General features: G+C 38.8%; 24 protein-coding genes, 1 other RNA gene and 1 other annotated feature. Of the genes, 4 read left to right on the top strand and 21 right to left on the bottom strand.

Translation table 11 applies throughout. The annotated features are described in order from the left end of the window. Nucleotides 1–154 precede the first annotated feature (154 nt). The 3 genes from hisA to FC748_RS01945 all read left to right on the top strand — a co-directional run bounded on the left by hisA (nucleotide 155) and on the right by FC748_RS01945 (nucleotide 2,195). On the top strand, nucleotides 155–922 hold the full coding sequence (gene hisA / locus FC748_RS01955) for a phosphoribosylformimino-5-aminoimidazole carboxamide ribotide isomerase (RefSeq protein ID WP_024363123.1): 768 nt from the start codon (nucleotides 155–157) through the stop codon (nucleotides 920–922). Continuing rightward, nucleotides 919–1,206, top strand: coding sequence for a hypothetical protein (locus FC748_RS01950; protein WP_024363124.1), 288 nt, complete (start codon nucleotides 919–921; stop codon nucleotides 1,204–1,206). Before hisA ends, FC748_RS01950 begins: the two co-directional genes overlap by 4 nt. 248 nt (nucleotides 1,207–1,454) lie before the next feature. After that, the gene (locus tag FC748_RS01945; protein WP_024363125.1) at nucleotides 1,455–2,195 is read left to right on the top strand and encodes a GTP pyrophosphokinase; all 741 of its coding nucleotides are present in this window, start codon (nucleotides 1,455–1,457) and stop codon (nucleotides 2,193–2,195) included. Nucleotides 2,196–2,439: 244 nt separating this feature from the next. Here FC748_RS01945 and FC748_RS01940 read toward each other — a convergent pair whose 3' ends face one another. The 4 genes from FC748_RS01940 to cymR all read right to left on the bottom strand — a co-directional run bounded on the left by FC748_RS01940 (nucleotide 2,440) and on the right by cymR (nucleotide 6,160). Next, complete coding sequence (locus FC748_RS01940) at nucleotides 2,440–3,099, bottom strand: tetratricopeptide repeat protein (protein WP_024363126.1); 660 nt, start codon at nucleotides 3,097–3,099, stop codon at nucleotides 2,440–2,442. 113 nt (nucleotides 3,100–3,212) lie between these two features. Next, complete coding sequence (gene mnmA, locus FC748_RS01935; RefSeq protein ID WP_024363127.1) at nucleotides 3,213–4,337, bottom strand: tRNA 2-thiouridine(34) synthase MnmA; 1,125 nt, start codon at nucleotides 4,335–4,337, stop codon at nucleotides 3,213–3,215. A gap of 105 nt (nucleotides 4,338–4,442) precedes the next feature. Continuing rightward, on the bottom strand, nucleotides 4,443–5,588 hold the full coding sequence (locus FC748_RS01930) for a cysteine desulfurase family protein (protein WP_024363128.1): 1,146 nt from the start codon (nucleotides 5,586–5,588) through the stop codon (nucleotides 4,443–4,445). Between the two features lie 152 nt (nucleotides 5,589–5,740). Next, complete coding sequence (gene cymR / locus FC748_RS01925) at nucleotides 5,741–6,160, bottom strand: cysteine metabolism transcriptional regulator CymR (protein ID WP_024363129.1); 420 nt, start codon at nucleotides 6,158–6,160, stop codon at nucleotides 5,741–5,743. A 135-nt stretch (nucleotides 6,161–6,295) separates the two neighbouring features. On the opposite strand from cymR, the gene FC748_RS01920 reads away from it, so the two are divergent. Beyond that, a complete protein-coding gene (locus FC748_RS01920) occupies nucleotides 6,296–7,576 on the top strand; it encodes a replication-associated recombination protein A (RefSeq protein ID WP_108029837.1) in 1,281 nt (426 codons plus the stop codon). Nucleotides 7,577–7,797: 221 nt separating this feature from the next. Here the strand turns inward: FC748_RS01920 and FC748_RS01915 are convergent, their stop codons facing one another. The 17 genes from FC748_RS01915 to hisS all read right to left on the bottom strand — a co-directional run bounded on the left by FC748_RS01915 (nucleotide 7,798) and on the right by hisS (nucleotide 24,233). Continuing rightward, nucleotides 7,798–8,355, bottom strand: coding sequence for a hypothetical protein (locus FC748_RS01915; protein ID WP_227665366.1), 558 nt, complete (start codon nucleotides 8,353–8,355; stop codon nucleotides 7,798–7,800). Nucleotides 8,356–8,533: 178 nt separating this feature from the next. Beyond that, nucleotides 8,534–8,920, bottom strand: coding sequence for a hypothetical protein (locus tag FC748_RS01910; RefSeq protein ID WP_024363132.1), 387 nt, complete (start codon nucleotides 8,918–8,920; stop codon nucleotides 8,534–8,536). Between the two features lie 296 nt (nucleotides 8,921–9,216). Further along, a complete protein-coding gene (locus FC748_RS01905; RefSeq protein ID WP_024363133.1) occupies nucleotides 9,217–9,978 on the bottom strand; it encodes a tRNA threonylcarbamoyladenosine dehydratase in 762 nt (253 codons plus the stop codon). Between the two features lie 178 nt (nucleotides 9,979–10,156). Next, entirely contained in the window at nucleotides 10,157–11,140 is a 984-nt protein-coding gene (locus FC748_RS01900; protein ID WP_108029838.1) for an N-acetylglucosamine kinase, read from the bottom strand. A gap of 72 nt (nucleotides 11,141–11,212) precedes the next feature. Then, nucleotides 11,213–12,295 carry a DUF871 domain-containing protein gene (locus FC748_RS01895; RefSeq protein WP_108029839.1) on the bottom strand — a complete coding sequence of 361 codons (1,083 nt, stop codon included), beginning with the start codon at nucleotides 12,293–12,295 and terminating at the stop codon, nucleotides 11,213–11,215. 26 nt (nucleotides 12,296–12,321) lie between these two features. Beyond that, nucleotides 12,322–13,650, bottom strand: coding sequence for a PTS sugar transporter subunit IIC (locus FC748_RS01890; RefSeq protein WP_024363136.1), 1,329 nt, complete (start codon nucleotides 13,648–13,650; stop codon nucleotides 12,322–12,324). A 46-nt stretch (nucleotides 13,651–13,696) separates the two neighbouring features. Then, entirely contained in the window at nucleotides 13,697–14,017 is a 321-nt protein-coding gene (locus FC748_RS01885; protein WP_024363137.1) for a PTS lactose/cellobiose transporter subunit IIA, read from the bottom strand. A gap of 13 nt (nucleotides 14,018–14,030) precedes the next feature. After that, complete coding sequence (locus FC748_RS01880) at nucleotides 14,031–14,342, bottom strand: PTS sugar transporter subunit IIB (RefSeq protein WP_038509826.1); 312 nt, start codon at nucleotides 14,340–14,342, stop codon at nucleotides 14,031–14,033. Nucleotides 14,343–14,642: 300 nt separating this feature from the next. Next, on the bottom strand, nucleotides 14,643–15,818 hold the full coding sequence (locus tag FC748_RS01875) for a GNAT family N-acetyltransferase (RefSeq protein ID WP_108029840.1): 1,176 nt from the start codon (nucleotides 15,816–15,818) through the stop codon (nucleotides 14,643–14,645). Between the two features lie 40 nt (nucleotides 15,819–15,858). Further along, nucleotides 15,859–17,571, bottom strand: coding sequence for a phosphoenolpyruvate--protein phosphotransferase (gene ptsP / locus FC748_RS01870; RefSeq protein WP_108029841.1), 1,713 nt, complete (start codon nucleotides 17,569–17,571; stop codon nucleotides 15,859–15,861). Next, nucleotides 17,565–17,834: an HPr family phosphocarrier protein gene (locus FC748_RS01865; protein ID WP_108029842.1), complete on the bottom strand. Its 270-nt coding sequence runs from the start codon at nucleotides 17,832–17,834 to the stop codon at nucleotides 17,565–17,567. The genes ptsP and FC748_RS01865 overlap by 7 nt, the downstream gene beginning before the upstream one ends. 17 nt (nucleotides 17,835–17,851) lie before the next feature. Then, on the bottom strand, nucleotides 17,852–18,571 hold the full coding sequence (locus FC748_RS01860) for a sugar isomerase domain-containing protein (RefSeq protein ID WP_024363142.1): 720 nt from the start codon (nucleotides 18,569–18,571) through the stop codon (nucleotides 17,852–17,854). A gap of 4 nt (nucleotides 18,572–18,575) precedes the next feature. Next, nucleotides 18,576–19,298 carry a GntR family transcriptional regulator gene (locus tag FC748_RS01855; protein ID WP_024363143.1) on the bottom strand — a complete coding sequence of 241 codons (723 nt, stop codon included), beginning with the start codon at nucleotides 19,296–19,298 and terminating at the stop codon, nucleotides 18,576–18,578. A 26-nt stretch (nucleotides 19,299–19,324) separates the two neighbouring features. Further along, nucleotides 19,325–20,485: an N-acetylglucosamine-6-phosphate deacetylase gene (nagA, locus tag FC748_RS01850; RefSeq protein WP_024363144.1), complete on the bottom strand. Its 1,161-nt coding sequence runs from the start codon at nucleotides 20,483–20,485 to the stop codon at nucleotides 19,325–19,327. Between the two features lie 347 nt (nucleotides 20,486–20,832). Further along, nucleotides 20,833–21,035: non-coding RNA, 6S RNA (gene ssrS, locus FC748_RS01845), on the bottom strand. Between the two features lie 137 nt (nucleotides 21,036–21,172). Further along, nucleotides 21,173–22,942, bottom strand: coding sequence for an aspartate--tRNA ligase (gene aspS / locus FC748_RS01840; protein WP_024363145.1), 1,770 nt, complete (start codon nucleotides 22,940–22,942; stop codon nucleotides 21,173–21,175). A gap of 28 nt (nucleotides 22,943–22,970) precedes the next feature. Continuing rightward, on the bottom strand, nucleotides 22,971–24,233 hold the full coding sequence (hisS, locus tag FC748_RS01835) for a histidine--tRNA ligase (RefSeq protein WP_024363146.1): 1,263 nt from the start codon (nucleotides 24,231–24,233) through the stop codon (nucleotides 22,971–22,973). Between the two features lie 125 nt (nucleotides 24,234–24,358). After that, nucleotides 24,359–24,601 (bottom strand) — a binding site (T-box leader). Between the last annotated feature and the right edge of the window lie 125 nt (nucleotides 24,602–24,726).

Genomic DNA, 24,726 nt, shown 5'->3' with positions numbered 1-24,726 from the left:
ATTTTACCACAGCGCATGAAGAAAAATCGTTTTATCTAGAAAATCCTCAAATTTTTTAACATTATTTTGACAAATGATGAATTACGGCTATTTTAACACTAAGCATGCTATGATATACAGTAAGAATTTGTTGTTTGGAAGGATTGTGAAGCTAGTGGAATTTAGACCTTGCATCGATTTACACGATGGCAAAGTAAAACAAATTGTTGGAAGCACGCTAGGATATGCAGATCAAGAAGTTATCGAAAACTTCATTTCAGAATATGAGCCTAGTTATTATGCCAACATGTTTGCAAAAGATCAATTAGTAGGCGGGCATGTTATTATGCTTGGTAGTGGCAATGAACAAGCCGCACTAGCAGCCTTAACAGCTTACCCAGGAGGTTTACAAGTTGGCGGTGGCATAACGACTGAAAACGCTAAAAAGTACATAGATGCAGGTGCTTCGCATGTAATCGTGACATCGTTTATCTTTCATGATGGACAACTCGATGTCAATCGCTTAGAGCAACTCGTTAAGCTAATCGGTAAAAAACATCTTGTAATCGATTTAAGTTGCCGGATGCGTGATGGAAAGTGGTTTGTAGTCACAGATAAATGGACAAAATTTAGTGATTTTGAAGTCAACCCACAAAACATTTCCTACATTGAAGAATTTTGTGATGAACTATTGATTCATGCAGTGGATGTTGAAGGAAAAAAAGGTGGGATGCAGGAAAGCTTAGTGCGAGATTTAGCAGCTTGGACATCTATTCCAACAACCTATGCAGGTGGCGTTCGTTCTTTAGAGGACTTAGAAAAATTCAAAGCCATTTCAAATGGAAAGCTACATGTCACAATCGGTAGCTCACTTTCTATTTTTGGTGGAGATTTACCTTATACGGAAGTTGTGAACTATTGTAAAAAAGGCGGGATACTGTGAAACTTATCTATAAAGATTATGTTTTTCCATTTAGAGAAACCAATTTAGAACGGATTATTGATGGCAAATATTTCAAAGTTAACACGTTAGATGATTCCTTATCATTACAGATTCAACTTGATAATGAACAAATGCTACTTGAGTTTTCAAAATCATTAAAAGCAACTTGTAGTTTCCTACGCGATCAAGAAAATGAGCCATATATTGGCACTTATATCGACTTGCAAATTTTTGTTGAAGAATTCAATAAGCGTTACAATTTAAATGCAAAAATTATTGTATAATAACCCAAACTATAGACAACATACTTGAGTGTTTTCTCTTAAAGTATGTTGTCTTTTTTTTGAAGAAAATGCATCTTGCACAGCAATGAGTGGAAACAGGACATACTAACAAGAAATTACAACTTTTCGTAGAGTGTAAATTTCTAATTTCCCGTCCTTTTTGTTAAGCTAAGAAAGAGAAATACATATGTTGTAGCCAATTAACCAATACGTGTCCTACCTCGCACTAAAAGAAAGGATTTTTTAAGATGACAAATGAACTTGAAGCCACAACTATTAAAACACTCCAAACAGAACTTACTCGCTTCTTCCTAGCTTATAAATTTGCGTTAAACGAAGTGGAAACAAAAATCAATATTTTGCAAGAAGAATTTAAGCTTATGCACGAATATAATCCAATTGAACATGTCTCCACTCGAGTGAAGTCACCAAAAAGCATCTTATTAAAGATGAAGAAAAAAGAGCTGACACCTGCCATCGATAGTATTCGCGAAAATATTCGGGATATAGCAGGCGTCCGTATTACGTGCTCCTTTGTAGAAGATATTTATAAAGTAAGTGCGATGTTGCAAGCACAAAATGATATTGAAATAGTGGACGTAAAAGACTATATCGCGTATCCAAAAGAGAATGGCTATCAAAGCCTACATCTTATTATTAAAATTCCAATTTTCATGTCCGATCGAATGGAAAAAGTCTATACGGAAATTCAAATACGAACGATTGCAATGGATTTTTGGGCAAGTCTCGAGCATAAAATTTACTATAAATACAATAAGGAAGTGCCTGCACATATTCGTAAGGAACTAAAAGAAGCGGCATTACAAGCTGCTGAATTAGATCGTAAAATGGAACGTCTCAATAAAGAAATCAATATTTTAAAGGCTAATGATACTGAATCGTCCCTGTTAGACACAACACCTATTGCGCATTTAGCACAATACTTATCACAACTGACATTTGACAGTGCAGTTAAAGACAACAAATAATGACTCAAGCAAATAAAAAGTGATAGATTGACGGCCGTCAATCTATCACTTTTTTGTTACCATTGATGCCCGCTTCGACGGCGCTTTCCGCTCAGTACAGTAAGCCGCAACCCTCGCTAGTGCGCGGAATGCCCGAGCAGGAGTCTGCCTTCGCTACCATCAACTAGCGTTCTATTCTTGCAAAAGAAAGAATGGCTGACAACTTTGTCCTTGTTTCATCTCTTCAAGTTTTGTCTCGCCCGCTTTAATTAAATCGTTGTGCAATCATATCGTAAATATAACGAGCTTGATCGTATTCAGGTTGAATGGTAAATGCCTGCTTTAAATGATACATCGCATCTTCTGTTTGTTCAGTGGATACAGCATACAGCACACCTAAGTTATAATGAGCATCTGCATTATTCCAATCCTGTTCGATTAAATAATCTAACTCCTTCTTACCTTCCTCGAACATTTCTAATGCACAGAGCACGATTGCATATGCTAGGCGAATTTGTGTATCCTCTGGTGCAATTTCTGCCGCACGTTGTAAGTATGGCAAAGCAAGCTTCGGATTTTCCATTCGTTCAAAGCACTTGCCCATCATATAATAAACATCCGCACCTGCAATTTTATGCTTCACAGCTTGCTCATAAAGTTTTAACGCCTCGGCATAACGTTCCGCATTATAATATAAATTAGCTAAACCATAATAAGCTGTAGCTGCCGTTTCATCTACAGTAATTGCTTTTTGAAAAAAACGCTCTGCTCGTTCTGTATCTTCTAGGACCGCCAATAAATTCCCAAAATTCACATAGCCAATTGCATTTTCAGGCTCTGCTTCAATTGCTTTGGTAAAAAGCTGTGCAGCATCCTCATAACGTTTCTCTTGAAACGCTAGTATTCCTTGCTCGTTAAAATCCAAATCATTTCACCTCTATGTAGCGAAAAGACTGCACATCTGATCGCTCTTTCGTGTACACCAAGATTATTTGCTCGATGCACTTTAAAGTTTAGCGTCGCAGTCTTTTTCGCGAGTTATCCAACGTATGTTAGTTTTTCATTGTTTTTAAAAACTTCATCAATTGTACCGCCACCTAAGCAAACTTCACCGTCATATAAAACAACAGCCTGTCCAGGTGTTATAGCACGTACAGGTTCTGCAAACACAATATGTGTACGACCATCTTCTAAAATTTCTACCTCTACAGGAGTATCTGTTTGACGATAGCGGAATTTCGCAGTACAAGAAAATTTCCCGGGCAATTTTTTTGTCGAAGTATAGCCCATTTTCACTGCTGTTAGCGATGTTGAGTATAAAGCATCATGGTGGAATCCTTGACCGACAAGCAACACATTACGTTCTAAATCTTTTCCAAGGACAAACCATGGCTCACCGTCTCCACCTATGCCAAGACCATGACGTTGACCTAATGTATAGTACATTAACCCATCATGTTGCCCCATTACTACGCCATCCATCGTTTCCATTTTGCCAGGTTGAGCAGGTAAATATTGACTTAAAAACTCTTTGAAATTACGCTCTCCGATAAAGCAAATACCTGTTGAATCCTTTTTCTTAGCTGTAGCAAGCCCTGCTTCTTCTGCAATTTTACGCACTTCTTTTTTCTCGATATCCCCAATTGGGAACATAACATGCGCTAATTGCTCCTGTGATAGTTGGTTAAGGAAATACGTTTGGTCCTTATTATCATCTACACCACGAAGCATACGTACTTCGCCATCCCCACTGCGATCAATACGTGCATAGTGACCTGTTGCTAGATAATCTGCACCAAGATTCATGGCATGCTCTAGGAATGCTTTAAATTTAATTTCTTTATTGCACATTACATCCGGGTTTGGTGTGCGTCCCGCTTTATATTCTTCTAAAAAGTATGTGAAAACTTTATCCCAATATTGCTTTTCAAAATTGACAGCATAATAAGGAATACCGATTTGATTACATACTTTAATTACATCTTCGTAATCTTCTGTCGCGGTACAAACGCCATTTTCGTCTGTATCATCCCAGTTTTTCATAAAAATACCAATTACTTCATACCCTTGTTGCTTTAACAAATAGGCAGCAACGGAAGAGTCTACCCCACCTGACATGCCGACGACGACACGGATTTGTGATGGGTCACGTGTTTCGATCATTGTGGTCACCTTTTCTTTTATTCAATTCATTTAAACCTTACTTTTTGGCTTTATTTATAGTAAAAGCTTCTTTGATAAGGGTTTAAAGTTATCTTTTGTAGCAAATTATTTTGCCAATTTTTTCACAATCGTAGCTGTTTTTTCTGCTGCTTGACGTACATCTTCTTCAGTTAGTCCTTGGCCAAAGCTAAAGCGAATAGAGTTTCGCAACTCATCTGCCCCTTTTCCATACATCGCTACTAACACATGTGAAGGATCAATAGTACCTGCTGTGCAGGCAGAGCCACTGGATGCGTAAATGCCAGCCATATCTAGGTTCACTAAAAATGACTCTACCTCCATATTAGCAAAACTAATATTTAATACGTGCGGCAGGACATTTTGAGGATCACCATTGACATGAAATGCTAACTTTTCATGTGAAAAAACATCCAACATAATTTGTTTAAAGCGATTGTACAGTGCTCGCTTACTTTCGCGCAACTCACTTGCATTTTGAGCAGCTGTAGCAAAGCCAATAGCAGCAGGAATATTTTCCGTACCTGCACGACGTTTTTTCTCTTGTGAACCGCCAAATGCATAGCTTGCAAGTGGTGTACCTGTCTTTTGATAAAGGAAACCAATTCCTTTTGGTCCATTAATTTTGTGCGCTGAGACACTTAATAAATCAACCTGCAAAGCAGTTACATCAATGTTTTCTAAGCCGTAAGCCTGTACGGCATCCGTATGGAACGTCGCTTTATGTTCCCGTAACAACTGACCAATTTCAGCAATTGGTTGAATTGAACCCACTTCGTTATTCCCGTACATAATTGTTACTAAAATTGTATCTTCACGTAGCGCTTGTCGCACCGCTTCTACAGTTATGCGCCCGTTGGCATCTACTGGTAAATAGGTCACTTCAAAGCCATCTTTCTCCAACTTCTCACAAGTATGTAACACCGCATGATGCTCAATCTGAGTTGTAATAATATGCTTACCTTCATGAGCACGAGCATTAGCTGTGCCAATAATTGCCGTATTATCCGCTTCCGTACCGCCACTTGTTAAAATAATTTCCGTTGGCTTTGCTCCAATGGATTGTGCCAATATATCACGTGCCTGATCTAAATATTTTCGCGCCTCACGCCCAGCGCCGTGAATACTCGATGCATTGCCAAATACATTACGCATCGCTAAAGTCATGGCGTCTATTACCTTGTCATTCATCGGAGATGTAGCCGCATGATCAAGATAGATGTTTGCATTCATGTTGAAAACTCCTTTATACAAAAACACTAAAGTACTGTCTATTCCCAAGAGGCGAAAACGCTGCATGTTAAATGGTCCATCTTTGCACAACATGCAGAGTGGCGAAAACATGGCAGCATATAAACCGTTGGAGGTACTTTAGCCTAATAAAATTAAATATAGAACATATAGCCGTCTACTACATTTTCCTCTGTATACTGAGCTAGATCTTCAATAGTCGTAGTATCTAATACATTTTTTACTGCATCACGAATTCGTAGCCATAGCTCTCGTTGAGGTGCTTCCTCATTTTCAATACCTTCTACAGGCTGGATTGGCCCTTCTAATACACTGATAACGTTTGCTGCTGAAATCTCACTAGGTGGATTCGCTAGCATATAACCGCCATACGCTCCACGTACACTTTTTACCAATCCTGAATTACGTAATGGAGACACAAGTTGCTCTAGGTACGCTTCCGAAAGCTCTTTTTCAGCAGCAATTTTACGAAGCGGAATTGGACCTTCTCCATAATGTTTTGCCAATTCAATCATAATCGTGAGACCATAACGGCCTTTTGTAGAAATTTTCATTTTATCACCCTCAATTAGTCTAGTCAAAATACTACCAACAGTATATCATAATCTCCTCTTGAAGAACTCGGAAATACTCTTGGAAGGTTATGATATACTATAATTTAGAACAAACGTACGAAAGGGGATAATGTTTTGCATAATGAACCACTCGCTTATCGGATGCGTCCATTAACGCTTGATGAAATCGTTGGTCAACAAGATTTTGTCGGTCCTGATACGGCTTTATATAAAATGATTCAAAATGGACATGTTCCTTCTATGCTACTGTACGGTGAGCCAGGTATAGGGAAGACATCGATAGCCAATGCCATCGCAGGTAGCTCAAAACTCCCTTTTTTTGCACTAAATGCAACACGTGCTGGCAAAAAGGATGTTGAAGATATTGTACAAGAAGCGAGAATTTCAGGAAAAGTCTTATTGTTTTTGGATGAGATTCATCGCTTCAATAAATTACAGCAGGATACTTTATTACCACATGTAGAAAATGGCTCTATCGTTTTAATCGGGGCTACAACAGAAAACCCCTATCATGATGTTAACCCAGCCATTCGTTCGCGTTGCGGTGAAATTCATCAGTTAAAAAAATTAACTACAGCTAACTTAGTAGAACTTATTCAAAAAGCACTTGCTGATGACAAACGGGGACTAGGGAAATATCATTTTGTACTAACAGCAACTCAAATCGAGCAAATCGCCACTGCAGCTCACGGAGATGCACGCAAGGCATTAACTTTGCTAGAGTCGCTTTATTATGCAAGTGATGAAGTGAACGGACAAACGATTGCTTCTGACCATATTTTAGAACATTTGATTGGTCGAATTGGTGTCTACGGAGATAAGAATGGTTCACATTTCTATAACTTGCTTTCGGCTTTGCAAAAATCCGTCCGTGGCAGTGATACGAATGCAGCGTTGTATTATTTAGCACATTTACTTGAAACAGGTGATTTAGTTGCCGTAAGTCGCCGACTCCTTGTTATGGCGTACGAAGATATTGGTCTTGCTAACCCTCAAGTTGGTGCACATATGCTTGCAGCTGTTCAGGCAGCAGAGCGTCTAGGGTTACCTGAAGCACGGATTCCACTTGCTAGCGCTGTTATTGAAATGTGCCTTGCATCAAAATCAAATTCAGCCATTTCCGCAATAGATGCTGCAATTGCAAGCATCCATGCAGGTAAAACAGGAGAGATTCCGCTACATTTACGCGATACACATTATGAAGGTGCCAAAGATTTAGGGCATGTGGGCTACCAATATCCTCATAACAACCCTATTGGGACATTTGGTGGCTGGGTAGACCAACAATATTTACCAGATGAACTTGTAGGGACAGAGTTTTATAAGCCCGTTATTGCAGGAGAGGAAAAACGGATGGCAAGTATATACAACAAGCTTAAATCATTCCATAATTAGTGCCAGGCACTGAAACAATTATGATAATTTGTTGAAGCCATGCCTGCAAGGCTTCAAAGCAGTCATCGGCTTCTCTCAAAAGAAAAACTGTAGACAACAGGACATTCTTTGTTTGTCTACAGTTTGCCTGTCAGGCTTCTTCCTAAACATCTCCACAATATTAAAAACCATTGTCGTTTTAAAGTTCGACAATGGTAGATAGTTATTTCTTAATATATTTTTTAAGCTATTTCTTTCTCTACAAACAATTTAAAGCGTTGTAAACACTGTTTAGCGTCACCTTGTTGAGCAAGCACTTCATCTCTTAAAGCAGATACTTTCTCATGATTTTCTACGACATCCCCGTACAACGCAAAAATGGCCGTTAAAAATTCCTCATTCTCTTCCTGTTCAATACTCGGTAAAGAATAGGCCGCAATCGTTAATAAACTTTCTACTTTTTCTGGTGTTTTTTGTAGCTCATTGGACGCATAAAAAATGGATGCAGCTAAGAAATAACATAACTTTGCACTGCAATCTATAAACAAATGCCAATATGTATTGGCTTTCGGAAGTTCTCCTGCTCTTGCCCCTAAGTATTCCTTATAAAACGTAGTAACCTGTGTATATAAAGGCGTTAAAGATCGCATAGCCTTTGTGTAATTATTAGACGTATCCAAATAGTCAAATACAATACTATTCATTTTTTCTTGAAGCTTTACTATATCTAAGTGATCACGAATTACTTGTATTTCCATTTTCCACTCTCCCATGTTCTCATTTGTTTTGGCAAACGCCATTTCTACTCCCCTTAAGCAGATTTGAACATTCCAAACAAAGCGACCTTTTGTATATATATATTGGAATTATTCAAATTATAGCAATAAACCAAAAGAAGAAGTGAGCTCATGAAAAAAATAAGGCAATTTCGTGAATTGTTAGCATTTTGTGTACGTAAGATTAATTATTTTGGTAAAATTAAACTCTTTGTAAATAGTAGTCAAACAAAAATTGTTCTTTGTCTCGATCAATTATTTCAATAATGCAACCGTTGGCATATTTTTTTATTCTTTGTTTCGGACTATAAAAATACACATTATTTGTAATTAACCATTGGCTTAACGTCAGCTCCGTTGCTGGTTGCTGTTCTGTTAAAATCCTTTTGTGGCGAAGTATATCCGCCATTTTGTAAAAACCATCTGATAATTCATAAGCAGATACATCAAAATTAAAAACAGGTGTCACAACCTGTCCAACATCATAAATATGTATCGTCTTGTTCGCCTCATCAATCGCTAATTCCACTGTGCTAATTTCATCGAATAGATTTAAGCCTCTATATTCCATTTGATAAATTTGCTCCATTATTAATGAATGCCCCCTCTTTTTTAACAGCCCTATTGTATCATAGAAAAAGTGAGCATCAGCCGCATAAATAACATAAGGGAGCATTTTACGTCATTTCTCCTACTGATAGTCATGCCGTAAAAGAAAAGAATCTGCAAGCCATTTTAGGAAAAAGCCAGCCAAACTCGTATTCACAGACACGCTGTGCCCATGTAAGCTCACTGTTCCTAATGGAAAACTTTACAGATTCCTCTTCTAATTAGCATTTTTAAATTGCTAAATTATAGATAAACTACATGTTGCTTGAACGGGGTTTATCCTTGCACGCGGGTAATTTTCACGTCTTCCACAATTTTATTGACTACCCAACTTGCCGCTATTAAACCTGCAACAGAGGGTACAAACGCGTTAGAAGATGGTGGCATTTTCGCTTTGCGGATAGCTGCATCTGGTTTTCCCACATGCTCTACGACATCTGGACGTACAACAATTGGGCTTTCATCCGAGAATACAACGGTTACGCCTTTATGAATACCATCTTTTCGTAATTTTGTACGAATCACTTTTGCTAATGGGTCTGTATGTGTTTTGGAAATATCAGCAATTTTAAAGCGTGTAGGGTCCATTTTATTGGCGGCGCCCATACTTGAAATAATAGGAATGTTACGCTTTAAGCATTCTTTCATAATGTGAATTTTATAAATTACCGTATCGCTCGCGTCGATAACATAATCGATTCCTTGTGCAAAAAATTGCTCATACGTTTCTTCTGTGTAAAACATATGCATATCAATCACTTCACATTCTGGATTAATATCTGCAATTCGCTCTTTCATCACACCAGATTTGGATTTTCCTACTGTTGAAAGATACGCTACTAATTGACGGTTAACATTTGTAATATCTACATTATCCTTATCAACTAAAATAATGCGTCCAATACCACTTCTAGCACATGCCTCGGCAGCAAATGAGCCGACGCCACCTACACCTAAAATGGCTACGGTTGTATTTTTTAATTTTTCGAGTCCTTCAGTACCTATCGCGAGCTCGTTACGAGAAAATTGATGTAACATCCTTACACTCTCCATCTATCGAATTTTTATTAGTAAACCTAGTTATATACTAAGATAAAATCAAACCTATATTACATTTTATCATGATATTGTTCAAGTGGAAATTCTCAAAAGTATTATGCTACCGTATAAGTAAAAATTCGCATAGACATCTAAAGAGCATCGTAAAATCGTTGATTTAGTCAACACCCCATGTTGCATAGTTAGCCTGAAACGATTCAATAAATGATCTATCCAATGGAACGCGGGCCATTTTAAACGCTCCTATACCAGCTCCTCCAATCGGCTCTAAAACAGGTAAAATAAAGTGCAGTGGCATCTGCTCGTCTAACGCTAATTGTTCAAGCTGTAACACGAGCATCGGGTTATTTGCAAATACGCCACCCGCTAAAACTACCGGTACATGCTCTTGCCTCCATGCCATATTCACATAGCAAGTTTTGATTGCCTTGTAATACTTCACACAAGCCTCTCGCATAATGTGATTGGCTACAGTATCTCCTTTTGCTGCCACTTGAAAGACATATTTGCTAAGTGGAGCAATCACTGTTCTTGGATGTGCCACTCCATAAATACACTCTATTAATTGTGGAACATGGTCAACAGTGAAATGTTGTAACACGACATCCGTTAAGGCTGTTGGTGTGGCTCGCTGATCATAGCTTTGAAAAACGGCCTTTAGCGTTTCAACCCCTAAATCATAACCGCTACCCTCATCATCAAAAAGATATCCCCAACCACCGACACGATTGCTCGTGCCCTGATAGTTAAACCCCATCGTAATTGCACCTGTCCCAGCAATTTGCACAATGCCTTCTTGTCCTAACGTCCCAGCATAGAGCGCAATTAAGGCATCGTTTTCAATGATAACTGTCGTATTCTTATGAACATATTGCCGAATAATTCGTTCTACTACGCCTTCTACTTGCTGTTCCTTCACTCCAGCCATACCAACAAAGCAACTATGTATTGCTGAAAATATTTGTGGCGCTTGTTGTTGCAGTTGCTGCAATAGTCCATGCAGCGTCGACTCAAAATGTTGCCTATCCAACGCAGTCGGATTACTACGTGACGTCACTACTTTGCCATACAAATTGCCATGCTCATCACAAATAACGGCACAGGTTTTTGTACCGCCTCCATCTATCGCTAGTACGTACATTCTATTTACTCCTTTCAATATAAAAAAGGATTAAGCACAGTCTACTGTCGGCTTAATCCCCTCCTGTTTCAATTATTTTGTAAAGCCGAACGACGCCCAAGGTTGAATTTGAGATAATAAGAAGCGTTCTTCTTCCACGACCTTTGCCACTATATTTGTAGAGCCTGCATTGGGCATTGCTTTTAACACTACTTGTAGTTCACCTTTATAGCGCACATCTAAATTATTATCGATTGTCACATCACCTAACTGTAATGGGTGTGTATCATGAGCTGGAAAATCACCATTTTTATATTTCACGCGCGATTGGGTACTTCGAATAACATAGTCCGATACATCACCCCGATTAAAATGGGGCTCTTTAAATAACACCGCTTGTTCTAAAATAGTTGTTTCGGAAGATGGGACAATCTTTAGCTCTAGCTTATTGCGATTTAATTGGCCTAATGCGCTAAGTTCTTCCTTTGAAGCATACATATTACCAATAATACAATCATCAATTAAGCCTGTATGCCATAAATCTTTCGCCTGCACAGTTATTGGTAGATCGCGATGCTCTTCTAATGTTGGTAAACCATGCTCTGTTTTTTCCCAAGGACCATACACTGCATGTTGAGAAGAAATCATCGCCGCTGTTCGTATATGGTTTGCTTTAAAATTTTTGGATGTTGCTAAAAAATGTTGTCGTGATAGTCCCGTATAGCGTCGTGGATAAAAGTTATGACAGCCTATAATATGATTACGGTTCGGTTGATAGGATAAAATATTATCCACATATTTCGTACCATTACTAATATTGAGCTCAATGTTTAACTCACTATTATCCCATGACATCAATGCTTCCTCATGACCTGAAAATCCCATATCTAGGCGCAATGTCGCTAGATGGTAGTGTTCTTTAAAATAAGCAATATTTTTATACGTTAAGCCTAAATCTTCAAAAACTGCTGGTGCAATATCCGCTGAAATAGCAAAGCCTAGCTGTTTTGCAAAATAATTGATTTGCTGTAACTTACGTTTCTCTTTGTCATCCTTTAAAGACAAAAGACATGTAAATATACGGTCAAAACCATTATCATGCGCTAGCTGCACATACTGTTGCATTTCTTCTAGCGTGCTATGCTGTGGGTATAGTGAAATTCCTAACCTTCTCAAATGACAATACCTCCAATATTAAGCTATTACACTTCAACTTTCGGAATCTCTGTTGCTTTTTCAGGCTGTAGTGCTTGTGTTTCTTCCTTTAGTTCATGCTTTTGTTCTTGTCTAGCAATACGGTTAGCCATCGCTATAAATGGTAGGTAAATACAAACTGACACGATTATGAGCACAAGACTTAAAACAGCTCCAGTCCACGATTGCGTTACTAAAAGTCCGTTAATAATCGGCGGTGTTGTCCAAGGTGCTACAACCGTTGCCGCTGGAACCCAACCCCATTTTGTTACAAAAAATGCAATGGTTACGTTAACCATTGGCGTTAAAATAAACGGGATAAACAAAATAGGATTCAACACAATTGGAAGACCAAATAGTAATGGCTCATTAATATTGAATAGGCCTGGTGCGGCTGATAATTTGCCTACGGTATTATATTGCTTATTCTTTCTTGCAAAAATAAAGATGGCGATAATCAGTGCAATGGTCGTACCCGATCCTCCCATATTGACAAACGCATCAAAGAATGGCTTATTAACGATATAAGGTGCAACATTTCCAGCCGAAATGGCATTGACATTTTCCTGAATCGCAGCTGAATTAATCGTTTGCATAAATGGCTCGATAATATTAGCACCATGGACACCTAACGTCCATAAGAATGCTGGGATAAAGGCTAAAATTAATGCCGCTCCCCATGTATTTGTTAAGCCCATAAATGGCTCCTGAATTGTTGAATAAAACGACCCCACAATATCCGGAATACCAAAACCTGCCGTAATAATGGTACGCACAAATGCGAAAATCCCAATCGTTATAATGGCTGGCAGCAATGCTGCAAATGATTTCGAAACAGCTGGTGGTACTCCATCAGGCATTTTAATTAGCAGCTTACGATTGCCTGCTAATCTACAAAATAGTTCGGTAGATAACAAGGCCACAAGAATGGCGATAAATATTCCGCCCGTACCTGTTGTTAATCCTGTTAAACCACCTTCACCAAACGTTCCAAATGTTAAATAACTAGATAGACTAATTACGCCAGCTGAAAGACCATCCTTGTTATAACCCTTCGCCAAGTTGTAAGCAATTGTAAAGGCAAGTAACAGCGACAAAATATTAAATGTAGCATTCCAAATGTTACCACCAAATTGTGTCCATGTTTCATGCTTCCAAATAGAATCAAGTGCATTTTGATAAAAATCAATTGGTAAGTTATTAATTAGTACAGCCAACGAACCTACAATTGTCAATGGCATAATCGTAATAAAACCGTCACGAATGGCAACTAAATGACGCTGGCTCCCAACTCTAGCAGCTACCGGCACAAATTTTTCTTCTAAAAATCGGAACATTCCACACACTCCCTTTGCTTTTTATTGTGACATCAAATACATGATGCTACTCCCCTTTGAGTTGTTCATACAGTTCAATCATTTCTTGCGCTAAATCTCGAAATGTTATAGCATTCATTAAGTGATCTTGCGCATGAATTAATAGCATCGATACTTCAACTTTCTCTCCCCTTGCTTCCTGGGTTAACAATGCTGTTTGCGCATGATGAGCCTCGATTAACGCCTCATTTGCCAGCTTTATTTTGTCCTTTGCTTGATTGATTTGCCCCTTTTTTGCTAACTGAAGCGCTTCCATACATTCACTTTTCGTATTTCCACTATGGACGATTAACCCCATAATGGACTGCATCATCGCTGTTTCTTCCATCGGGCTTGCCTCCTCATCCAATTAGTTTCAATGCCTGTTTCAATACATTGTCACCATTCATCATGCCGTAATCAGCCATATTAATAACATCAATTGGAAAATTTAATTCCTTGAATTTTGCTTCAAAAGTCGATTTTAAGTAGCGAACTTGCGGACCAAGTAAAAGGACATCCGCCTTTTTATTTGTTAACACTTTATCTACCTCACTTTCAGCTATGGCAAAAATATCAGCCTCAATATTTTGTTCCTGCGCAGCTTTCTGCATTTTGGAAACTAATAAACTCGTACTCATTCCCGCTACACACACTAACATAATATTTTTCATTGTCAGCACTCTCCTTTTTGTCTTTTTCGTTCTTCATATCCTTGTGACGACTTTCATGAAATCGCTTACTTATACTGAGAATAGCATCTATTGGTATATACCACAATATAGATTTTTCTCCATTTTATACCTCTGTTGCATACTGAAATAATTGGGCTATCGCCTCATTACTTGCGAATAAATGCATTTGCGCAACTGGTATAGTCCAGAAAAAACTTCAAAAATTTTTGCGTTTACCTTTAAACGCCTCTCGTATTACGTTTAGTTATTTTCCTTTTCTCATCTGCAACAGAAATCAAGTTAAAAGTATTCGTAAAATGCAGGCTTATTTGACGGAATCGCCTGCTGCCAATGTTGTATTTCTTCCTCTGCTAGTTCTTTTTGGCTAAAAACAACTGCATCTTTAACACGAAGATAGCCGACCATCATTGCTGAAAATAAGTTGATTGGTAATGTTAACATATGCTGTTCAGACACTGAATTTGCCTCCAATATCGAAACATGACCATCTTTATTTATCCTGTATATTTGTTCATTCCAAGGACAAAATGGATCCTTAAGACGCACGTATAACGTGTGCTGTAAATTATTCCAAGGGTAACGTTTCATAAAAGCGAAAGCATCCACTATTCGAACCATGACATCTTGTGTTACTTTTTTTTCAATTTGTGGATCTTGAAAATTAAAGCCAAAATAGCGATCATTTGCTGTTATTCCCTCAATCGTGTGTACACTTGCAGCATGGGATGAGACAAAACGCCATAGTGCTTGTTCAGCCAGATGATGTGGCGCAATAAAATCATGGATAGTAAAAATACCATCTTGAATCGTATAACGCATATAGCCAGCTATGCTACTTGCAAAAAAACACGCGGCAAAGTGACTGTCCGGCGATCTTCTTGCAATCCGTTTCCACCAAGCAGCGTCTCGAAGCATGCTACCATTCGTCAGGTGTGCCTGTGCATTATGAAACTGCTGAATTGCTTCAAATAATGTTGTATCTGGCCATTCAAAGCTCATACGTTTCACATCATCGTATTGTTTACCGAAATCAGGAAACTTCGACTGTGAAATGGTATATTGAAGCTTATCAAAAAATAGTTCCCAGCCAAAGTAGCGATAAAAAGAGACAGAAAATGGTGCCAGTACTGAAATGGTTTGCCCGTTTTGTCGCATTTCCTTCAGCGAAGCTATTATCAACTTCTTCATAATCCCTTGCTGACGATACTCTGGATAGGTTGCCACAAATCCAATTCCCCCCATTTCATAATTTTCACCATGTATCGTCATATTCAGTGGCAGTATTAAGAGCTGACCCACGACTTTATCCCCATCATAAGCTCCCAGTGTTGTACTATGTTCAATCCAATAATGAAAATCGTCACGACGTGCACCAGTATATTTATTTGGAAAGCAATAGTCCCTTAGTCGATGAATTTGTAGGTAATCCGTTGATGGAACGCATTTAATATCCATGACACCCTCCTTTTTTCACAAAATATTCTGAATTAAATAATTACATTATTAGCTGTTGTTTTATATATGCTTCAACATCAGAAGCGGTTGCTAACATTAAAATAGCCTCAATATGTTGGCCTAATTGCTCTTTTGAAAGCTTTGCAATCTGTGCCCTTGCTTTGAGAATAGAAGCAGCATTCATAGAAAATTCATCTAAACCGAGAGCCAGTAAAATTGGTATCGCCATTTCATCCGCTGCCATTTCACCGCACATTCCTACCCATTTCCCGTGTTGATGTGCCGCATCAATAATATGTTTAATAAGTCTTAGTACAGCCGGATGATATGGTTGATATAAATAAGAAACCTTTTCATTCATACGATCTGTAGCTAACATATATTGTATTAAATCATTTGTCCCTATGGAGAAAAAATCGACTTCTTGTGCAAATAAATCAGCAATCATCGCGGCTGCAGGTATTTCCACCATTATGCCCACTTCTATTGCATCGGCTATTACAACCCCTTGTGCTTGCAATTGAGCTTTTTCTTCTACTAACATTTGCTTCGCTATGCGCCATTCCTCTAACGTTGCAATCATTGGAAACATAATTTTCAAATTACCATAGGCACTTGCTCTTAGTAAGGCACGCAGTTGTGTACGAAACATGGTTTGTTGATTTATGCAAATTCGAATCGCTCGGTAGCCTAAAAACGGATTGATTTCAGATGGTAGCTTTAAGTAAGGAAGGTGCTTATCACCACCAATATCTAGTGTACGAACAACTGTAGGCTTCCCTTGCATTTTTTCAAGAACGGTACGATAGGCTTGAAACTGTTCTTCTTCATTCGGGAGTTCCTGCCGCTCCATATACAAAAACTCCGTTCGAAATAGCCCGATACCGTCCCCCGCTGCAAGCAGTACCTTCTCTACATCTTCCAGCTTGCCAATGTTCCCAGCAATCTCTACACTGTGCCCGTCAGCACTTATGCTCGACAACGTACGATATTGTGAGAGCTCACTTCGTTGTTGCTGTTGCAGTTGTTGCTGTTGCATATAAAAAGTAGTCACTTCTGGTGTTACATTCATAAGTATGTTGCCATTTGTGCCATCCATAATAAGGGGCGTGCCGTGTTTAATTTCCTTTGTAGCCGTTTTTGTTCCCACGATGGCTGGAATATCTAGAGAACGTGCGAGAATAGCAGAATGCGATGTTTTCCCACCAATATCTGTAATAAAACCTTTGACATATTTGGTATCTAATTGTGCTGTCATCGATGGAGTTAAATCTTCAGCAACAATTATGACATCTGATGCTAAACGACGAATATCAGGTAATTCCACATGCAATAAATGTGCTAATAATCGCTTCGTTACATCACGAATATCCGCTGCTCGCTCCTGCATATAAGCATTGTCCATTCCTTCAAACATCGATATAAACATTTTTGAAACTTCATGTAGTGCATACTCTGCATTACTGCCTAGTTTCATTTTTTCTTCAATAGCAGCTAACATTTCAGGGTCTTCTAATAAGAGTAAATGGGCAACAAATATCGCCGCTTTTTCTTCACCAAATTTGTCCTGCGCGCTTGTTACGATTTCTTGTAATTCCACTTTCGATTGCGCTAGCGCTTGTTTAAAACGTTCTATTTCAGCCTGAACATCGGTAATCGTCTCTTTTTCAAATGATAAATCTGGTTCCACTAAACAATAAGCATCAGCAAAGGCAATGCCTTCAGAAACGGCAATACCTTTTATCTCTAACATTCTTCACCAATTCCTTTCGTTACGATCACCTCTGTCACCGTTTGCATCAGCTGATCTGCATCTGTCCCCTGTGCCGAAATCGTCACAATACTTCCTGTTACGATTCCTTGTGCCATAACACCCATAATTGATTTTAAATTGACAGACTTGTCATTGTGAGTTAACTGAACATCACAAGCAAATGGTGTTACAGCAGTTACTAATAATGCTGTTGGTCGAGCATGTAAGCCTTCTGGTGTTGTAATCTTAAATGTTTTTTTCATCGATACCCCTCCAAATTTCATTCAAAATTAATCCGAGTTTGATAGTTCGCAATCATAACATCATTATGATGCAAATTCGACTCTACATTGTTACTCTCAAAAACAGGTACTATGTCCTGACAATCCGCCATTATTTCAATAACTTGGCTAAATAACGCATGAAGAATAGCAGAACCAATAACCGTTGACGCTGGAGCATATTGCATCTGCTGTAATTGTAATAAGCCATCTCCTACAGGGATATGTGTATCAATAACAACATCAACGACATCCTCTAATCGCTTACCACTATGATGACGAGTTGGTTGTTGGCGATACGCAAGTGATTGCATAGACATAACGAGGACACCCGATTGTTTGGCTAACAATGCGGCATCGATTGGGGCATCATTGCGTCCAGATGTTGAAATAACAATACATACATCGTGCTCATGAAAATGAAAATGCTCTTTATGGCGCGCTATAATTGTTGGGTCTTTTTCATTTTTCGAAGATGTCAAAGCACCTGCATGTAAAGTTAATGGCTCTATTGTTATAGGACGTACAGGCACAAGCCCCCCGGCACGATAAAAAGCATCTTGTGCTAATAGATGTGAATGCCCACACCCAAACAATTGCACGACCCCTCCACTTTGGAGACGCAAAACAATCTGTTGTGCCGCTTCAGCTATCAGTGCATTTTCCTGCTCTAGCACAATATCTAATAGTTTTTGAAGTTCATGAAAATAAGCACGCATCGCATCACCTTTTAATTTCGCTTATAAATTTGTATCGATCTGCACGATAAGTACTTCGTACAAGTTCGAATGGCACACCGTCTGCTAAATAACTTGTTCGTTTAATAATTAACACTGGTGCTGTACTATTAATTTGCAAATATTTACTGTCCTCCTTCGCCACAATAGCTGCTTCCATTTGTTGTATAGCATTGCCAATCTTCTGATGAAATTTCGCTTCAATCAGTGCATACAATGAGCCCATAATTTTTTTCTCATCTAATTCAGGATAAACTTTCACTGGAATATACGTTCTTTCTATTGCCATCGGTTTAGAATCGGCATTTCGTATCCGTGCAACAAAAAATACTTCCTCCCCAGGTTCTAACAATAAGTCACCGGCTATGTCTAGAGGTGGCACAATTTTTTCAAAGCGCAAAACTTTACTGCTCGGTTCCATTCCTCTTGCACGCATATCTTCTGTAAAACTTGTTAATCCCATTAATGGTTGTTCCAATTTCGGATTGGCTACATACGTTCCTCTTCCTTTTTCACGATAGAGCAACCCACTGTTTACTAAATTGGTAATAGATTGGCGTACCGTCATTCTACTCACATCAAATTGCACTGATAGCTCACGCTCTGATGGAATATTTTCTCCTATTTTGTATTCCTCTAAATAAATTCTTTGCTTTAATATTTCCTCTATTTGTATATAGATTGGTATATGAGAATTTTTATCTAACAAGTTTGACACCTTCCTAACGCGTTCTACTATGATTTCTCAAATACAACTTTTCCCCGACAAATAGTTTTTTCTACATTTAGCTGTTGATCTAATAAAATCACATCCGCATCAAAGCCTTTTGCGATACGACCTTTTGTACATAGCTGTAATTGCTGTGCTGCATTTGCAGAAGACATGGCAACAAGTTCTGACAATGAACAGTTTGTGACCGCTTTCATATTTTTCACTGCTTGTTCCATCGTTAAAATGCTACCAGCTAATGCTCCATTGGGTAAATGCGCTCCGCTTGCTGTAACATGGACCGTTTGACCAGCTAAATCATAATTGCCATATTGCAATCCTTTCGCACGCATTGCATCCGTAATTAAGATAATTCCCGCTGCCCCCTTTAGTCGGTAAGCAAGTTGTATTGACATAGGATGACAATGAACAAAATCCGCGATAATTTCAACTTTCACCGTATTTTCAAGAAGTACGCCACCGACTACCCCTGGATTGCGATGATGGAATGGTCTCATTTGATTGTATAAATGCGTTGCCTGTCTCACACCAACCGCCACTGCTCTATCGACCTCTTCAAACGTTGCATCTGAATGACCAATTGAAACAATTACGCCTTGCTTATGTAGCGCTTCGATAAACGCTATGCCACCTTCCAGCTCTGGAGCGACAGTTATTTGTTTAATACGGTTGTGACTTAATTTCTGCCAATAAGCAAATTGCTCGATTGATGGTAAAATCATATAGTCTACTGGTTGGGCACCAGCTCGCTTCGGTGACACATATGGACCTTCAACGTGCACGCCTAACAACGTGGCTTCATCTTCATCATTTTCAAATTGTGCTATCGTCTTTAATGCTTGCTCAATGCTTGCTTGTGCCTGTGTCATGGTCGTAGCAAGATAGCCTGTGACACCTTCTTGTACTAAGGAACGGGATATTTGATGCAGCGCTTGCTCTGTGGCATCCATCGCATCACTTCCGGCAGAACCATGAATATGCATATCAATATAACCAGGGAATAGCAACCAGTCTTTTCCCTTACCATCAATATATTGTTCTGCCTGTTCGATTAATTCATTGCCTACTTTCATAATTCGACCATTCGCGATGAAAACATCACCTTTGAACGGCAAATCGGTATCGTTGACGATCGTGACATTGGAAATTAATAATCTGTTGCTCAATTCAACACCTCCACTGCCTTTGCTTTTAACAACTTTGCTGTTCAAGAAAAAGACATCTATTTGCATAATGGTCTAGTTGTCTATACCAATTATAGTATGTTCATTTGAAAATAAAAAGTAATTTTTACAATTTTTCTTATTTTTCTTTCAATTTAACAAAAAAGTCCTGACTTAAAATAAGCTAATCCCAATAGAAAAAGTGTTAGATTGACCTAATGTCGACCTAACACTTTTTAAATGTCGCTATTCGCTTCTATCAACGAATGCACTCTTGTAAATTGGGTAAATGTAAATAATACAAGCACAATACTACTTTGCTCTAGCATCCTCTAGCACTCTATGTATGGACGAATCCCGATAGTGCCGTAATGCCAATGAAACATTCGTTTTGAACCCGCAATTTGCAGGTGGGTGCCCGCTTCATAGCTTTAAACGTCCCTCTCCATATGGGGCTTGTTTGCCACTACAAAATTAGATGGCTCCCGACGATATAGTGTTCGGTCAAAACTGTTAAATAGAGTTAGCAGTTAGACAAACACATCAGGATTCGTATTACAGATATCATAACACCATATTTCAGATAATTCAAACGATTTATAGCAAAAAAACAAATTCTTTCGAAATAAACAAAAAATACCTAGATTCCCAACATTTTTTGTTAGAGAATCTAGGTATTCCGCATTATTTTTATCTTTTAAAAGATTTAATCGCGAGGCTTAATTCGCTTAATTGCTCAGGAGATACTTCGCTTGGCGCATCCGTTAATAAGCAGCTTGCACTTGCCGTTTTCGGGAATGCAATTGTATCACGTAAATTCGTACGTCCTGCAAGTAGCATAACGAAACGGTCAAGACCAAATGCAAGACCTGCATGTGGAGGAACGCCGTATTCAAACGCTTCTAACAGGAAGCCGAATTGCGCTTGTGCTTCTTCTTCCGTGAAACCAAGTAGTTTAAACATTTTTTCTTGTAAATCACGCTCATAAATACGTAGTGAACCACCGCCAAGCTCATAACCGTTTAACACGATATCGTAAGCTTGTGCACGTACTGCAGCAGGATTTGTATCCATTAACTCGATATCTTCGTCAAATGGACGTGTGAATGGATGGTGGGCTGCTTTGAAGCGACCATCTTCTTCTGAGTACTCGAATAACGGCCAGTCTGTAATCCATAAGAAGGCAAATTGTGATTCATCGATTAAGCCTAAATCTTGACCTAATTTTGTACGAAGAGCACCTAGAGATGCCGCCACTATAGGAGCTTTGTCAGCTACGAATACTAAAATATCACCAATTTCAGCACCCATGCGCTCAATTAAAGCAGCTGCTAACGCTTCATCGAAGAATTTAGCGATAGGTCCATTTAAACCTTCTTCTGTTACTTTCAACCAAGCAAGACCTTTTGCCCCGTAAATACCAACGAATTTTGTCAGCTCGTCCATATCTTTACGTGAATATTTATCAGCCGCACCTTTGATGTTAATACTTTTCACTTGCTTGCCTTGCGCTACTGTATCAGCAAACACCTTGAAATCACAGCCATCAAAAATATCATTTAATGCTACTAGCTCTAAACCGAAGCGAACATCTGGTTTATCTGAGCCATAGCGATCCATCGCTTCTTGGTATTTCATACGTTGGAACGGTGCAGGAATGTCGATGCCTTTTACATCTTTCATAACAGCTTGAATTAAACGTTCATTCATTTCCAAAATTTCTTCTTGTGTTAAGAAGCTTGTTTCAATGTCCACTTGAGTAAATTCAGGTTGACGGTCAGCACGTAGATCTTCGTCACGGAAACAACGAGCAATTTGGAAATACTTCTCAAAACCTGCTACCATTAATAATTGTTTAAATAGTTGTGGAGATTGCGGTAATGCATAAAACTCTCCCTCATGTACACGTGATGGTACTAGATAGTCACGAGCACCTTCTGGCGTTGATTTTGTTAAAATTGGCGTTTCTACTTCTAAGAAACCTTCATTTTGTAAAAAGTTACGAATTGTACGTGTTACGTCTGAGCGCATTTTGAACGTATCAAACATCACTGGACGACGTAAATCTAGATAACGATATTTTAATCGTAAATCTTCTGAAACGTCAGTGCGATCTTCAATTTGGAAAGGCGGCGTCTTTGCTGTATTAATAACGATTAGGCTTGTTGCTTCAACCTCGATTTTTCCGTTTGGCACATTTGGGTTGATTTGATCTTCTGCACGAAGAATAACTTTCCCTTCAACTTCGATTACGTATTCGCTACGCACTTTATCAGCTAAAGCATGTGCTTCTGCTACATCTGGGCTAAATACTACTTGTGTAATACCTGTACGGTCACGTAGGTCGATAAAAATTAGACCACCTAAATCGCGACGGCGTTGCACCCAACCTTTTAATACAACGTGTTCGCCTTGTAACGTTTCAGAAAGTTCGTTACTAGCATGAGTTCTTTTTGCCATTTTGTATTTCCTCCAACATCTATTTCATTTATTTAAGTAAGTAGTTCACTAATTCTGAGAAAGCGACTTTTTGTTGCTCCCCAGTTGCCATATGTTTGACTGTCGCTGCTTGTTCTTCCATTTCTGTTTCACCTAAGACGATTGTATATTGAGCACCTAATCGGTCTGCAGATTTCATTTGGGCTTTCATTTTGCGATCTAGGTAATCCATGTCGGTTGCAATGCCTTTTGCACGGAATGAACTTGTTAGCTCTACTGCCTTTAGCTTCGCTTCAGCACCCATGGCAATCATGTAAACATCTAGAGCAGATTCTGTATCTAACTCCACTGCTTCAGCTTCAAGCGCTAATAGTAAACGCTCAATACTTAACGCAAAGCCTATACCTGGTACATTAGGACCGCCTATTTCCTCTACTAACCCATTGTAACGACCGCCACCACAAAGTGTTGTGATAGCACCAAAGCCATCAGCAGTAGACATAATTTCAAATGTTGTATGGTTATAGTAGTCAAGGCCACGTACTAAGTTTGGATCTACTTCATACGTAATTCCAAGTGTATCTAAATACGATTTAACTTGAGCAAAATATGCCGCTGAATCGTCTGTTAAAAAATCAGTTAATGCCGGTGCAGAAGCCATTAATGGATGCTCGCGGTCTACTTTACAATCTAAAATACGTAACGGATTTTTTTGCAAACGATTTTGGCAATCTGCACAAAACTCGTGAATATGTGGCTCGAAATGATTAATCAACGCTGTACGATGGGCATCACGTGTTTCTTTATCCCCAAGAGAGTTGATTACTAATTTTAAATCCTTTAAGCCTGTTGATTCATAGATGTCCATAGCTAGCGCAATGACTTCAGCATCAATTGCAGGATCCGCTGAGCCAATTGCTTCAACACCGAATTGCACAAATTGACGGTAACGACCAGCCTGTTGGCGTTCATATCGGAACATTGGTCCAATATAAGATAGCTTGACAGGCTGATCAGGTGCACCAAACATTTTATGTTCTACATAGGCACGTACAACGCCGGCTGTATTTTCAGGGCGCAATGTTAATGAACGACCCCCGCGGTCTTCAAATGTATACATTTCCTTTTGGACAACATCCGTTGTTTCACCAACACCGCGTGCAAATAAATCTGTTTGTTCAAAAATCGGTGTACGAATTTCGTTATATCGATAGACACGACATATATCACGAATAATCGATTCGACCTTTTGCCATTTTTCTGATTGACCTGGCAATATGTCTTGTGTTCCTCGTGGCACTTTAAAAGTCATGAAAATACCTCCTTTTCAATTGCTTATGAGCTAGCCTTCGTATGTAAAATACGAACATACTGTAGATAGACCGACCTTGTACAGAAGAAATCCAACAAAAAAAGCCCTCGTCACCTTGCATAATTGCAAGGGACGAGAGCTGTATATGCTTCCGCGGTTCCACCCTAGTTGACGCATAACGTATATTGCGTCCTCCTCATAATCGGGTAACGGCCGATTCCGTTTTTTCCTACTAAGTATTCCTTTTCAGAAAAAAGCCTCTCAAGTGTTATTCGCCTTATACATTTTTGTAGGAAAGATTGCAGCCTAAGTCTTTCCCTCTCTTTTCCAATAGAGGTATACGCTACTTGCTTGGTCATAAGCGGTTAATCATTTTTTGATTACCCTTTATGTTAGTCACAACATAAGGTAATGTCAACTGTTTTCTTGTTTTTCATCATACAGTTGTTAAAAAAACGATTTCTGTTACCTTTTTCCCTCGAATTTTAGCATA

The organism is Lysinibacillus sphaericus (genome assembly GCF_005217585.1).
GTDB classification, from domain to species: Bacteria; Bacillota; Bacilli; order Bacillales_A; family Planococcaceae; genus Lysinibacillus; species Lysinibacillus sphaericus.
This window is presented reverse-complemented; position numbering and strand designations above follow the sequence as displayed.